This window comes from Actinomadura sp. WMMB 499 (genome assembly GCF_008824145.1).
In the GTDB taxonomy this organism is placed as follows: Bacteria; Actinomycetota; Actinomycetes; order Streptosporangiales; family Streptosporangiaceae; genus Spirillospora.
This window is the reverse complement of record NZ_CP044407.1, coordinates 7,975,914-7,988,695: the sequence shown is the minus strand read 5'-3', so window position 1 is coordinate 7,988,695 and position 12,782 is coordinate 7,975,914. Positions and strand designations below refer to the sequence as shown.

Here is a 12,782-nt window from a genome sequence, read left to right as displayed (position 1 = left end):
CGGTGCGACGTCGGCGGCGGTCAGCCGCGGATCTCCTTGGAGCCCTTGGACTCCTCGAGTTCCGCGTGCCCGTTCTCGCCGTGCCCGTTCTCCTCGTGGCCGTGCTCCTCGACGGGGATGTCGTCGAAGTGCCAGGCCCGGTTGAGCCGGGCGCGCAGGTGCCCGATCGGGCCCTTGGCGGCCGGCGCCGGGATGCCCTGCGCGTCCTTCGTCGGGGCCACCGGACGGGCGGTCTCCTTCGCGAGGAGCTTGACGCGCTCGTCCTCCTTGGCGGGCTCGTGCCGCTCGGCGTACTTGCCGTCGGGCGACATCGTGATGATGCCGCTCTCCACGCCGTGCCCGACCACGTCGGCGTCCTTGCGCTGCAGACCGAGGCAGATCCGCTTCGTGATGATGTACGCGAGCACCGGCCCGACGAAGATCGTCACTCGGAAGAACCACGTCGTGGCGAACAGCGAGACGTGGAACTTCTCCGCGATGACGTCGTTGGCGCCGGCGAGCCACATCAGCCCGTAGAAGGTGACGGCCGCCATGCCGATCCCGGTGCGGACCGGGGCGTTGCGCGGACGGTCGTTGACGTGGTGCTGGCGCCGGTCGCCGGTCACCCACTGCTCGAGGAACGGCCAGGCCATCGCGCCACCGAAGACGATGCCGAGCGGCACCGCCGCCGGGATCAACACGTTCCAGCTGACCGTGTGGCCCCAGAGGGTGGTCTCCCACCCGGGCATGAGCCGCAGCGAGCCTTCCAGGACGCCCATGTACCAGTCGGGCTGCGATCCGGCGGAGATGGCCCCCGGATCGTACGGCCCGAACAGCCAGATCGGGTTGATCTGGAAGAACGCCCCCATCAGGGCCAGAAGGCCGAACACGAAGAGGAAGTAGGCGCCCGTCTTGGCCATGAAGACCGGGTAGAACGGGTAGCCGTAGACCTGCTTCTCGCTCTGGTTCTTGACCGGCATCGCGGTGTGCTTCTGATGCCACATGATCATCATGTGCGCCGTGACCAGCGCCAGGATGATGCCCGGGATCAGCAGGATGTGCAGCATGTACATCCGCGAGACGATGTCGGTGCCCGGGAACTCGCCGCCGAACAGGAACATGTACCCGTAGGTGCCGACCACCGGGATCGCCTCGAGGACGCCCTGGGTGATCCGCAGGCCGGTGCCGGACAGCAGGTCGTCCGGCAGCGAGTAGCCGAACAGGCCCTCGAGCATGCCCAGGATGAACATGCCGATGCCGATCAGCCAGTTCAGCTCGCGCGGCTTGCGGTACGCGCCGGTGAAGAACACCCGCAGCATGTGCGCCAGGATCGACGCCATGAACAGGAGCGCGGCCCAGTGGTGGATCTGCCGCATGAGCAGGCCGCCGCGGACGTCGAAGCTGATGTGCAGCGTCGAGGCGTACGCCTCGGACATCTTGACGCCGTTGAGCTGGTCGTACGAGCCGTGGTAGACGACCTCCATCATGCTCGGCTTGAACCAGAGCGTCAGGAACGTCCCCGTCAGCAGCAGGATGATGAACGAGTACAGCGCGATCTCGCCCAGCATGAACGACCAGTGGTCCGGGAAGACCTTCTTGACGTTGCGCTTGAGGAAGCTCGTCGATCCCAGGCGCTCGTCGATGAAGCCCAGCGAGCCCTCGATCGCCTTCGGAGCCGTCGTGTCGCTCATCCTCGCTCCCAGAAGCTCGGGCCGACGGGCTCGCGGTAGTCGCTCGTCGCGATGATGTAGCCGTCCTCGACGCTCAGCGGCAGCTGCGGCAGCGGCCGCGCCGCCGGACCGAAGATCACCTTGGCGGCGTCGGTCGCGTCGAAGGTCGACTGGTGGCACGGGCACAGGATGTGGTGCGTGGTCTGCTCGTACAGGGCCGCGGGGCAGCCGACGTGCGTGCAGACCTTGGAGTAGGCCACGATCCCGTTGACGTGCCAGTTCTCCCGGCCCTCGGCGGGCTTGAACTGGCCCTCCGGCACGTTGATCAGGATGGTCACGGCCTTGGCCATCTCGGTGAGGACGTCGTGCTCGGGGACGTCCTCCTCCATGTGCTCGGGCAGCACCGTGATCATCGAGCCGGGGGTCGCGAAGTCGCTGACCCGGAGCGGCTTGTGGGTGCCGTCCACCACCAGGCGGACGCCCTTCTTGCCCTCGGACTTGGCCTTCTCGACCGCCTTGGCCCAGTGCGTGTGGCGCAGCCGCTTCTCCGGCAGCGGGCCGAGGTCGCGCAGCAGCACCAGCGGGGCCAGGCCCAGCGGGGCCGCGGCCAGCAGCAGCGTCCGGCGCAGCAGCGGCCGCTTGGTGAGGCCGCTGTCCTCGGCGCCCTCCAGGACGTCCTTGCTGAGCGCCGCCCGGGTCTCGGCGTCACTGGCCAGGTCGTGCCGTTCCTGCGTGATCGGCTTGCTGGTCATCAGCCGGCGGATCCAGATGGTGACGCCGGCCGCCATCAGCAGGAAGGCGGCGGCCATCGTGCCGCCCAGCCAGAGGTTGGACTCCTGCGCGCGGTGGATGCCGTGCATCCCGCCGTCGCGTCCGCTCCAGCCGATGTAGTAGGCGATGAAGGCGACGCTCGCCGCGAACGCGAGCAGGAACAGCAGCGCGACGATCCGCTCGGCGCGCTTGGCCGACTCCTCGTCCAGCTGCTCCCCGCTGCCCGCGGGCGCGGAGACGTCGTCCTCGGCGAGGAGCGCCTTGTCCCTCGCCGGGGAGGGCGTGCCGATCACGCGTTCGCGCGGCTCGCCTTCCTCGCGCGGCCCCGTGGGGCCCGCGTTCTCCTTGTTGTCGTCGCTCATGACTTCTTCAGCTTCTTCGGCTTCTTCGCGGTGATCCACATGGCCGCCAGCACCAGGAATCCGATGCCGAACAGCCAGCCGGCCAGGCCCTCGCTCACCGGGCCCATGCGGCCGAGTCCCCAGCCGCCGGGGTTCGGTTCCTCGCGGGTCTCCACGAGGTAGGCGATGATGGCCTGCTTCTCCTTGGGCGTGATCGTGGTGTCGTTGAACACCGGCATCGCCTGCGGGCCGGTCAGCATGGCCTCGTAGATCTGCGTCGGGGTGACGTCGCTGGTGGACAGCGGCGGCGCGTACTTCCCGCCGGTCAGGGCGCCGCCCTGGCCGGTGAAGTTGTGGCACTGGGCGCAGTTGGTGCGGAACAGCTTCCCGCCGAGCGCGGCGTCACCGCCCTCGGGGTCGGTCACCGACTCCGGCGGGATCGCCGGGCCACCGCCCAGGGAGTCGACGTAGGCGATCAGGTCGTGGAGGTTGTCCTCCGCCTCCGCCTTCTGCTTCTCGGCCTCCGCGCGCTCCTTCGGGTCCTCGTAGTCCGTCTCGATGTCCGTGTCGAACACGGGGATCGGGTCCTTGCGCGGGACCTGCGCCCCAGGGTTCATCGCGGGCATGCGGCCCGTGCTGACCTGGAAGTCGACGGACGCGGCGCCGACACCGATGAGGCTGGGAGCGATCCAGTTGCCCTCGGCGTCCTTGGTGCCCTCGCCGTTGAGCCCGTGGCAGCTGGCGCAGTTCTTGTCGAACAGCTGCTTGCCATGCTCGATGTCCTCGGCGGTCTGGGCCTGGCCCGCCGCCGCCTGGGCGCGCTCGGTCTGCGGCGAGAAGCCGGCGTAGATGACGCCGATCGCCGCCAGGGCCGCCAGCACGACGGCGTAGCCCGCCCAGGGGCGCCGTCGCCATGCGGTGAACCTTTTCACGGAAATCCCCGTTCGGGTCATGTCGTCTGGTAGGTCAGTCGGGTCGTCACAGGTCGAGCAGGTAGATGGCCGCGAACAGGCCGATCCACACCACGTCGACGAAGTGCCAGTAGTAGGACACGACGATCGCGCTGGTGGCCTGCTCGTGCGTCCATCTCTTCGCCGCGTACGTCCGTCCGAGGACGAACAGGAAGGCGATGAGGCCGCCGGTGACGTGCAACCCGTGGAAGCCGGTGGTCAGGTAGAAGACCGACCCGTAGGCGGAGGACGAGAGCGTCAGCCCCTCGTGCGTGACGAGGGCGTAGTACTCGTACGCCTGGCCGGCGACGAAGTAGGCGCCCATGAGGAACGAGAGGACGTACCACTCGCGCAGTCCCCAGCGCCGGAAGTTCAGGAGGCCGCCGTCGCGCCCGACCTTCCCGGCCTCCGCCTTGAACACGCCCATCTGGCAGGTCACCGAGGAGAGCACCAGGATGGTGGTGTTGACCGCGGAGAGCGGCAGGTTCAGGTGGGCGCCCGGCCAGGCGTCCGACCCGGACTGGCCGATCGTCACGGAGCGGATCGTGAAGAACATCGCGAACAGCGCCGCGAAGAACATCAGCTCGGACGACAGCCAGACGATCGTCCCCACGCTGACCAGATTGGGACGGTTCGCCCGTGCGTGAGGTGTTGTCTCTATCGCGGATGCTGTCACGGGCAGCATTATTGCGTCCCTATCCCGTGAGTGACGCATGACCCCCCTCCTAGAGTTCCCGGGCGTGTTCGAGGAGGCCGCCCCGCCGCCGGAGGAGAGGCCGCCCGACCGCCGAAAACGTGCCCGGGATCTCGTGCGCACCGCCGCGAGCGGGTACCCTTCATCGACATGAGCACCGCCCCGGAGAGCCCGATGAAGGTTCTCGTCTACAGCGACGACGCGAACACCCGCGCCCAGATCCGGACGGCGATCGGGCGGCGTCCCGCCGCCGACGTGCCGCGGGTCGAGTTCGTCGAGTGCGCGACGCAGCCCGCCGTGGTCCGGCGGCTCGACGAGGGCGGCATCGACGCCCTCATCGTGGACGGTGAGGCGCAGCCCGCGGGCGGGCTCGGCGTGTGCCGGCAGGCCAAGGACGAGGTCTTCGACTGCCCTCCGGTGCTGGCCGTCATCGCCCGGCGGGACGACGGCTGGCTCGCGACGTGGTCGCGCGCCGACGCCGTGGTGAGCCTGCCGCTGGACCCGATGGCCCTGGCGAACGAGCTCGCCGGCCTGCTTCGCTGGCGCATCGAGAACCGCCTTCCGGCCCTGTAACACCAGTTCGCCGGGGAGGCGGGGCGGAGCCCCGGCCCGGCACCCCGGCCGGGCGGCCGCCCCCGCGTCCCCGCCGACCCGACCGCACCCTTGGGGAGACATGGACGCGCGCACGACCTGGCCCGCACTGCTCAACGCGCTGCTCGACGGCGAGTCGCTGACGAGCGAGGAGACCTCCTGGGCCATGAACACGATCATGGCCGGGGAGGCGACGGACGCGCAGATCGCGGGCTTCGCCGTCGCGATGCGCGCCAAGGGCGAGACGGTCGCCGAGGTCGCCGGGCTCGCCGAGGGCATGATGGACAACGCCACGCCGGTGCACGTGCCGGGCCCCATCGCCGACCTGGTCGGCACGGGCGGCGACCGCGCCCACACGGTGAACGTGTCCACGATGGCGGCGGTGGTCGCGGCGGCGGCGGGCGTCACGGTCGTCAAGCACGGCAACCGGGCCGCGTCGTCCTCGTGCGGCGCCGCCGACCTGCTGGAGCACCTCGGCGTCGCCATCGACCTGTCCGCCGAGGCGACCGCCCGGGTCGCCGCGGAGACCGGCATCACGTTCTGCTTCGCGCCCCGGTTCCACCCCGCGCTGAAGTACGCCGGGCGGACGCGCAGCGAGCTCGGCACCCCCACGGTGTTCAACTTCCTGGGCCCGCTGACGAACCCGGCGCGGCCCGCCGCCCAGGCCGTCGGGGTGTTCCACCCCCGGATGGCGGGCGTCATCGCGGGCGTGTTCGCCGCGCGCGGCTGCTCGTCGCTGGTGTTCCGCGGCGACGACGGCCTGGACGAGCTGACCACCACGGGCACCTCGACGGTGTGGGTCGTCCGCGACGGCACCGCGACCGAGACGACGTTCACGCCGTCCGACCTCGGCATCCCGCCCGCCGCGCCCGAGGACCTGCGCGGCGCCGACCCGGCCTTCAACGCGCGGGTGGCGCGCGACCTGTTCGCGGGGAAGACCGGCCCGGTCCGGGACATCGTGCTGCTGAACGCGGCCGCGCTGATGACGGCCGATGCCGGCGCCCCGGCCGCCGGCGACCTCACCGCGGCGCTGGGCGCCGCGTACGAGCGGGCCGCGCGCGCCGTCGACTCGGGTGCGGCGAACGAACTCCTCGACCGCTGGATCGAGGTCTCCCAGGGCGTGCGCGGCTGATCCGCCGGCCGCCCGCGGGCGGTGCGGCTAGTCCGCGTCGGGCAGGCCGAGGGCGAACGCGGCCTCGATGTCGTGCTTGGAGTAGGTGCGGAACGCGATGTGCGTCTCGGTGCCGACGATGCCGGGGACCTTGTTGAGCCGCCCGGGGATGACGTCGTTCAGCTCCTCGTGGCGGCGGACCCGGACCATCGCCATGAGGTCGTGGTCCCCGGTGACGGAGTAGACCTCGCTGACGCCGTCCAGCGCGGCGATCGCCTCGGCCACCTCGTGGATGCGCGCGACGTCGGCCTTGACGAACACGATCGCAGTGACCACTGCACCCTCCCCTGTTCTACGACGTCCCGACTCTATCGGGACGCGTCCCCGCGCCGGACGGACCGTTCGCACCGGCCGGCCGGGGGTGCCGTCAGCCGCGGCTCAGCGCGGCGAACCGGCGCCCGGGGCCGGCCCTGCGGGCGATGACGGCGAAGACCGCCCCGGCGACGAACCCGGAGATGTGCGCGGCGTAGGCGACGTTGCTCTCCTGCCCCAGCGAGAGCCACTGCATGACGAACCAGTAGCCGAGCACGACCCACACCGGCAGCCGGAGCACGATGAAGGGCACCACCCACGTCACGACGCGGCCCCCCGGGTTGAGGATCACGTAGGCGCCCATCACCCCGGCGATGGCGCCGGACGCGCCGATGAGCGGGACCGTGGAGTCGGGCGAGGTGTAGGCGAACCCGTAGACGGCCGCGAGCCCGAACAGCAGGTAGGCGGCGAGGTAGCGCCATCGGCCGAGCCTGTCCTCCAGCCCCATCCCGATGACGAACAGCGCGACGACGTTGCCCAGCAGGTGGAGCGCGTCGGAGTGGACGAACATCGAGGTGAACGCGGACGTCCAGGGGATCTTGCCGTGGTCGGACGGGCCGCATTCGTGCCGCACCTCGGTCGGCAGCGGCTGCCGCTCGCCCGTCGTCAGCTCCTTGGGCACCGCGCCGTACTCGTAGCTGAAGTGCGCGGCGCTGCACTCGCGGACCGCGCCCTCGCCGTACCAGGTCGCGAAGTTCGACATGGGCGTGATCAGGAACACCACGACGTTCGCCGCCACCAGCAGGTACGTCACCCAGGGCACGCGGCGTGCGGGCTGGCTGTCGTAGAGCGGCAGTGCCATGTGCGGGCGATCCCCTCGGGGGTGCATGGTGCGGCGGTGCGCGGACGATCACGTCACTTTAGCGGGATCAGCCCATGGGGCGGCGGGACGCGCGGGGCCGCGGCGCCTGCGCGGGGCGGGGGGCCCGGTCGCCGAAGGCCCGGTCACGGGCGACCCTTTCGCTCACGGCACGGTCGAGCCGCCCGCGCTGCCCCTCCGCGCCGTGCGCCGGGCACGTCCACGTCCCGCCGACCTCGACGAGGCGGACGCCGGGGCGGTCGAGCCAGCGCAGCACGCACTCCATCTCCTCGGCGGTGGCGCCGGTGGACGGCGGCGCGCCGAGGGCGACGCCGCCGGGCGCGCCCCCGGACGGCGGGAAGACCGTCTCGGCGGTGGCGATGAGGGCGTCGACGTACGGGCGGGGGCGGGCGCGCGGCGGGACGGTCCCGGCGGCGGCGAGCCTGCCGTACCGGACGACCGCCAGCTCCCAGCCGCCGTCGAAGGCGGGCAGGGCGGCGACGAGCTCCGGCAGGCCGGCGAGCGCGGCGAGGCGCTGCCCGCGGGCGGCGGCGCGGACGAACGCGTGCAGCCGGTCGCGCTGCGCGGCGGCCTCCTCGTAGCGCAGTTCGGCGGCGAGCCGGTCGATGCGGACCTGCGCGGCGGCGACCACCGGACGGACGTCGCCGCGCATGACGGCGCGGGCGGTGTCGGCGTGCGCGGCGTAGTCGGCGGCCGACTCGCGCCCCTCGCAGGGGGCGCCGCAGCGGCCCAGCTCGGCGAGGGCGCAGGTGCGGGCGCGTCCGTCCGCGATGAGGCGGAGGGTGAGCCGCTGGGTGCACTGCCGCAGCGGGACGGCCTCGTGCAGCGCGGCGCGGGCCTCCTCGGCCCGGTGCCGGGAGGAGACGGGGCCGAGGTAGCAGGCGCCGTCGTCGCGGCACTCGCGGACGATGGACAGCCGGGGAAACGGCTCGACGGTGAGCTTCAGCCAGATGGCCCGCTCGGGGAACTTGGAGCGCCGGTTGTAGCGGGGCTTGTGCTCGGCGATGAGCCGCAGCTCGCGGACCTCGGCCTCCAGGCCGGTGGCGCAGGGGATCGTCCGGACGTGCTCGGCGAGGCCGACCATCTCGCGGACGCGGCGGCGGGTCTCCGAGCCGGTGAAGTAGCTGCGCACCCGGGAGCGCAGGTCGCCGCTCTTGCCGACGTAGAGGACCTCGCCGGCGTCGTCCTCGAACAGGTACACGCCGGGGGCGCTCGGCACGCCGTCGGCGAGGTGGCGCTTGCGGCGCTGCTCGGGCGTGGGCGCCTTGGCGAAGCCGCGCATGTCCTCCAGCGAGGTGACGCCGAACGAGCCGAGCCGCTCGATGAGCCCGTGCAGGACCTCGACGGTGGCGCGGGCGTCGGCGAGCGCGCGGTGCGTCGGCTCGGTGGCGGTGCGGAAGAAGCGGGCGAGCGTGCCCAGCTTGCAGTTGGGGACCTCGTCCCGCCCGAGGACGCGGCGCGCCAGGTCGACGGTGTCGACGACGGGGAACGCGGGCCAGGCGCGTCCCTGCTCGGCGCACGCCGCCTTGAGGAACCCAATGTCGAAGGGGGCGTTGTGCGCGACGAGGACAGCGCCCCGGGCGAACTCCAGGAAGGACGGGAGCACCGAGTCCATCCGGGGCGCGGCCGTCACCATGGCGGTGGTGATGCCGGTCAGGGCGGTGATGAACGGCGGGATGGGGCCGCCGGGGTCGACGAGCGTGCCGAGTTCGCCGAGCACCTCGCCGCCGCGCACCTTCACGGCGCCGATCTCGGTGATGGCCGAGTCGGCTGCGGAGCCGCCGGTGGTCTCGAGGTCGACCACGACGAACGTGACGTCGGCCAGCGGGGTGCCGAGGTCGTCCAGGGTGCCCTGGACCCCGACGTCCGGCACATCGTTCCCGTGCGCAGTCGTCATGACGGCGACCGTAGAGGACGCCACCGACAGTCACGGAGGGCGCCACCGGGGCGGGCCCGTGCCGCTAGGGTTGCAGGATCGGCCGGACGGGGCCCGGGGGAACGGCCGCGCGCAGCAGCTCGGCGCGTTCCGTCCGCCATGCCGGTGCCGGTGCTCGGTGCCGGTTAGTGCACGGTACGCCCGGGAAGACCTTTCTTCCCGGTGTGCGCACCGGCGGGAACCCCGGAAGGAGCGGGATCATCGACAGCGGGCCCGAAGAGCGGCTGGAGCGGCCGCTGCCCGAGGCGGTGCGGCACGGCGTGGTGGAGACCGCCGCCGACCTGCTCGGGACACTGCCGCCCGGTGAGGTTCCGATGCCGCTGCGCCGGTTCGCGCGGTTCGAGCGCCGCAAGCGCGCCAAGCTCGCCGGGCAGCACATCGCGGCGCTGCTGGAGAAGGACTCCGGGTTCCGGACGAGCGTCGCCGGGCCGCTGCGCGCGGCGCAGCCCGACCTGGCCGAGGCCGTCGAGGGCGGCGACGTCCCGCCCGCCGCCGATCCGGTGCGGGTCGCGATGCTCGGGTACCTGCTGCGGCCGCCCGGGTGGACCGGGCTGGTCGAGGCGGCGCGCGAGGAACTGGAGCGGTCCGCGACGGTGTCGCAGGAGCAGGACGCCGAGCGGCGCGTCGCCGGGCTGAAGGAGGAGCTGGCCGCGGCGCGGACGGCGCGCGCCGGCGAGGTCGACAAGCTGCGGGCGGAGCTGCGCGGCGCCAAAGCGGAGGTCGCCGAGCTGCGCCGCAAGCTGCACGACGCGCGGGTGAAGGCCCGCACCGCGCAGGAGCACGCCGCCGAGGTGACCGCGGACGCCGAGCGGGAGCTGTCGGCGGCGCGGGAACGCGCGACCGCGTCCGACAAGGAGCTGCGCAAGCTGCGGTCGCGGACCGAGCGGGCGGAGGCGGCGGCGGAGGCCGCCAAGCGCGCCGCGCGCGAGGGCCGCAACGTCGACGACGTCCGGTTGCGGATGCTGCTCGACGTGCTGCAGGACGCGGCGCAGGGCGTCCGCCGGGAGCTGGCGCTGCCGTCCACCATCGGGCGGCCCGCGGACGCGGTCGGGGGCATGGAGCCGGACACGCTGACGCACCGGACGCTGCCGGGCCGGGCGCTGTCGGACAGCGACCCGCAGCTGCTGGACCGGCTGCTGACGCTGCCGCAGGTGCATCTCGTCGTGGACGGCTACAACGTCACCAAGACGGGGTACGGCGAGCTGCCGCTGGCCGACCAGCGCAGCCGGCTGGTGTCGGGGCTCGGCGGGCTCGCGGCGCAGACCCGCGCCGAGGTGACGTGCGTGTTCGACGGCGCGGAGCTGGACGCACCGGTCGCGGTGGCCGCCCCCCGGACGGTCCGGGTGAAGTTCAGCAGCCCTGGGCAGACCGCCGACGAGCTGATCGGCGAGCTGGTGCGCGCGGAGCCGCCGGGACGGGCGGTGGTGGTGGTCTCGTCGGATCGCGAGGTGGCCGACGCCGCGCGGCGCGCCAATGCGCGGCCGTGCCCGTCGACGCTTTTGCTGCGCCGGCTCGGCCGTTCCTGAGGGTGAGAAATCTCCCAGCTCAGCACCTCCGGCGGCCGCACGTCCGAGCGATCTGTGATCTTGTCGTGACAAATTGTGGGCGTTCGGCTGGGAAGCCAAGCAAATAGTGATGAACCGGTTGTGACGGTTGTGGGGCCTCGCTAATGTCGTCGGCTGATTGTGTCGTCGACGAGAGGGGCTGATTTCGACCGTGACCAATGATCACATCGGGGAGCCCACGCGCCGCAGGGGCGGGCTCTGGACGGCGGGCGCGTTTCGCGGACTGGCGGCCGCCGCCTGTCTCGCCGTGACGACCTCGCTGGTGTCCGCCCCGGTGGCGGCGCACGCCGATCCGCAGCCGACGGCCGCGGAGGCGCAGGAGAAGCTCGACGAGCTCAACAAGAAGGTCGAGCAGTACGTCGAGAAGTACAACCAGATCGGCGAGAAGCTCAAGATCGCCAAGAAGAAGTACAAGGCGGCGAACAAGAGCGCGACCGAAGAGCAGGCGAAGTTCGAGGAGCAGCGCCGGACCGTCGCCCAGATGGCGGCCAACGCCTACAAGGAGGGCGGCGACGAGGAGACCAACCTCGCGACGTTCACCAGCAGCGACGACCCGCAGGCGATCCTCGACCAGTCGGCCGTCTTCTCGCTGCTGTCGCGCGAGCGCAGCTCCGAGCTCACCCAGTTCATCGCCACCACGCAGCGGCTCCGCCGCGAGCAGGCCGCGGCCAAGACCGCCTACGAGGAGGTCAAGGCCAAGTCCGACGAGATCAAGAAGCACAAGGACAAGGTCGAGAAGGAGATCGACAAACAGCAGAAGCTGGTCCGCGAACTCGGCGGGACGACCTCCTCCTCGGGCGGTTCGGGCGGCGTCGGCGGCACCTACAACGGTCCCGCCAGCGGCGCGGCCGGGGCGGCGCTCGACTTCGCCTACGCCCAGCTCGGCAAGCCGTACGGGTACGGCATGGAGGGCCCGAACTCCTTCGACTGCTCGGGTCTCACCATGAAGGCGTGGGCGGCGGCGGGCGTGAGCATCACGCGCACGACGAACTCGCAGTACGCGGCGACGAAGCGGGTCTCCAAGGAGAACCTGCAGCCCGGTGACCTGGTGTTCTTCAACAGTCTCGGGCACGTCGGCCTGTACGCCGGCAACGGCCAGATGATCCATGCGCCGCGCACCGGCAAGAACGTCGAGGTCGTGAGCATCACCTCGGGTTACTACCTGAACAACTACTACGGCGCCGGGCGGCCCTGACACACCCCCCGGGTGCCAGGACGCCCCCGCGACGCGGGCCTCGAGCGAGGTTCCGGAGCGGGAGCCGGAGACGACGGACCAGGTCTCACCTGGTCCGTTGTCGTTTTAGTGGGGATTTGCCTCCGCTTGAACCTTTGGTACGTTGTCCTGACTCACGGCGCCCTCCAGACGCCGTGGCCCGCGGAACCGCTTCAGGAACCGCGGACCCGCACGGCACATCCAGTGGTCGTGCGACGGGCGGCGCGCCCCACGCGCCGTCTCCCCCTTCCGGCGGCACGCCCCACGTGCCGCCTCCCCCGGCGGCGCGTCCCGCGCGCCGCCCGCGGCACCGCGACGGTGCCGCGCAGGTCTCGCCGAGGCCCCGCCTCCCGAGACCCGGCCTCCCCTCCTCGTGCGCACGCGCGGCGTGCATGGAGCCGTCTGCGTTCCACGAGGCCGGCGGGCAGGCCCGAGCGGTTCCCCTGGACAGGGCCCGCCGTCATCACAACAGCATCGCCGCTCGTCGCAGCGGCACGCCGAATCCGCCTCGCGCGGAGCCGGGGACCCATTCGCGCTGGAGTCCGGACCGTTCCGGACGGGCATTTCCGGCGCCGGGGTGAATCGGCCCGTCCTCTGGAGACCTCCAGCGGGCGGCCGTAGGGCCACTTCCCGCCCGAACCCGTCAGCTAACCCGGTAGGCGTCTGGAAGAAACGGAGTGTGAATTCTGTCCGACATCCCCTCAGAAATCTCGTCGCGAGGCGATTCTCAACGCGTCCCGCCATGCCCTTTGACGGGCGAGTAGGGACC

Annotated in this window: 11 protein-coding genes and 1 riboswitch; of the genes, 4 read left to right on the top strand and 7 right to left on the bottom strand. The window is 71.9% G+C overall.

Annotation, left to right across the window (positions count from 1 at the left end):
- Positions 1-20 precede the first annotated feature (20 nt).
- From F7P10_RS36350 to F7P10_RS36335, 4 genes are read right to left on the bottom strand one after another with little or no spacing between them, the layout of a single operon-like run.
- Positions 21-1,670 carry a ubiquinol-cytochrome c reductase cytochrome b subunit gene (locus tag F7P10_RS36350; protein WP_151016588.1) on the bottom strand — a complete coding sequence of 550 codons (1,650 nt, stop codon included), beginning with the start codon at positions 1,668-1,670 and terminating at the stop codon, positions 21-23.
- Positions 1,667-2,782 carry a ubiquinol-cytochrome c reductase iron-sulfur subunit gene (locus tag F7P10_RS36345; protein WP_151016587.1) on the bottom strand — a complete coding sequence of 372 codons (1,116 nt, stop codon included), beginning with the start codon at positions 2,780-2,782 and terminating at the stop codon, positions 1,667-1,669. Before F7P10_RS36345 ends, F7P10_RS36350 begins: the two co-directional genes overlap by 4 nt.
- Entirely contained in the window at positions 2,779-3,693 is a 915-nt protein-coding gene (locus tag F7P10_RS36340; protein WP_151016586.1) for a c-type cytochrome, read from the bottom strand. The genes F7P10_RS36345 and F7P10_RS36340 overlap by 4 nt, the downstream gene beginning before the upstream one ends.
- A gap of 46 nt (positions 3,694-3,739) precedes the next feature.
- Positions 3,740-4,291 carry a heme-copper oxidase subunit III gene (locus tag F7P10_RS36335; RefSeq protein WP_368077499.1) on the bottom strand — a complete coding sequence of 184 codons (552 nt, stop codon included), beginning with the start codon at positions 4,289-4,291 and terminating at the stop codon, positions 3,740-3,742.
- A 264-nt stretch (positions 4,292-4,555) separates the two neighbouring features.
- On the opposite strand from F7P10_RS36335, the gene F7P10_RS36330 reads away from it, so the two are divergent.
- Together F7P10_RS36330 and trpD are read left to right on the top strand one after the other, a co-directional pair.
- Positions 4,556-4,978, top strand: coding sequence for a response regulator transcription factor (locus F7P10_RS36330; protein ID WP_151016584.1), 423 nt, complete (start codon positions 4,556-4,558; stop codon positions 4,976-4,978).
- Positions 4,979-5,078: 100 nt separating this feature from the next.
- Positions 5,079-6,128, top strand: coding sequence for an anthranilate phosphoribosyltransferase (gene trpD, locus F7P10_RS36325; protein ID WP_151016583.1), 1,050 nt, complete (start codon positions 5,079-5,081; stop codon positions 6,126-6,128).
- A 27-nt stretch (positions 6,129-6,155) separates the two neighbouring features.
- Here the strand turns inward: trpD and F7P10_RS36320 are convergent, their stop codons facing one another.
- The 3 genes from F7P10_RS36320 to F7P10_RS36310 form a co-directional block, all read right to left on the bottom strand.
- On the bottom strand, positions 6,156-6,443 hold the full coding sequence (locus tag F7P10_RS36320; RefSeq protein WP_151016582.1) for an Lrp/AsnC family transcriptional regulator: 288 nt from the start codon (positions 6,441-6,443) through the stop codon (positions 6,156-6,158).
- 91 nt (positions 6,444-6,534) lie between these two features.
- Positions 6,535-7,281 (bottom strand): rhomboid family intramembrane serine protease, encoded by a 747-nt coding sequence (locus F7P10_RS36315; protein WP_151016581.1) that lies wholly within the window; start codon positions 7,279-7,281, stop codon positions 6,535-6,537.
- A 67-nt stretch (positions 7,282-7,348) separates the two neighbouring features.
- Complete coding sequence (locus F7P10_RS36310; protein ID WP_151016580.1) at positions 7,349-9,196, bottom strand: DEDD exonuclease domain-containing protein; 1,848 nt, start codon at positions 9,194-9,196, stop codon at positions 7,349-7,351.
- A gap of 203 nt (positions 9,197-9,399) precedes the next feature.
- Here F7P10_RS36310 and F7P10_RS36305 point away from each other — a divergent pair, with 203 nt between their 5' ends.
- Positions 9,400-10,761: an NYN domain-containing protein gene (locus tag F7P10_RS36305; protein WP_254716206.1), complete on the top strand. Its 1,362-nt coding sequence runs from the start codon at positions 9,400-9,402 to the stop codon at positions 10,759-10,761.
- 190 nt (positions 10,762-10,951) lie between these two features.
- Positions 10,952-11,995: a C40 family peptidase gene (locus tag F7P10_RS36300; RefSeq protein WP_254716205.1), complete on the top strand. Its 1,044-nt coding sequence runs from the start codon at positions 10,952-10,954 to the stop codon at positions 11,993-11,995.
- A gap of 503 nt (positions 11,996-12,498) precedes the next feature.
- Positions 12,499-12,690: riboswitch (cyclic di-AMP (ydaO/yuaA leader) on the top strand.
- Positions 12,691-12,782 lie beyond the last annotated feature (92 nt).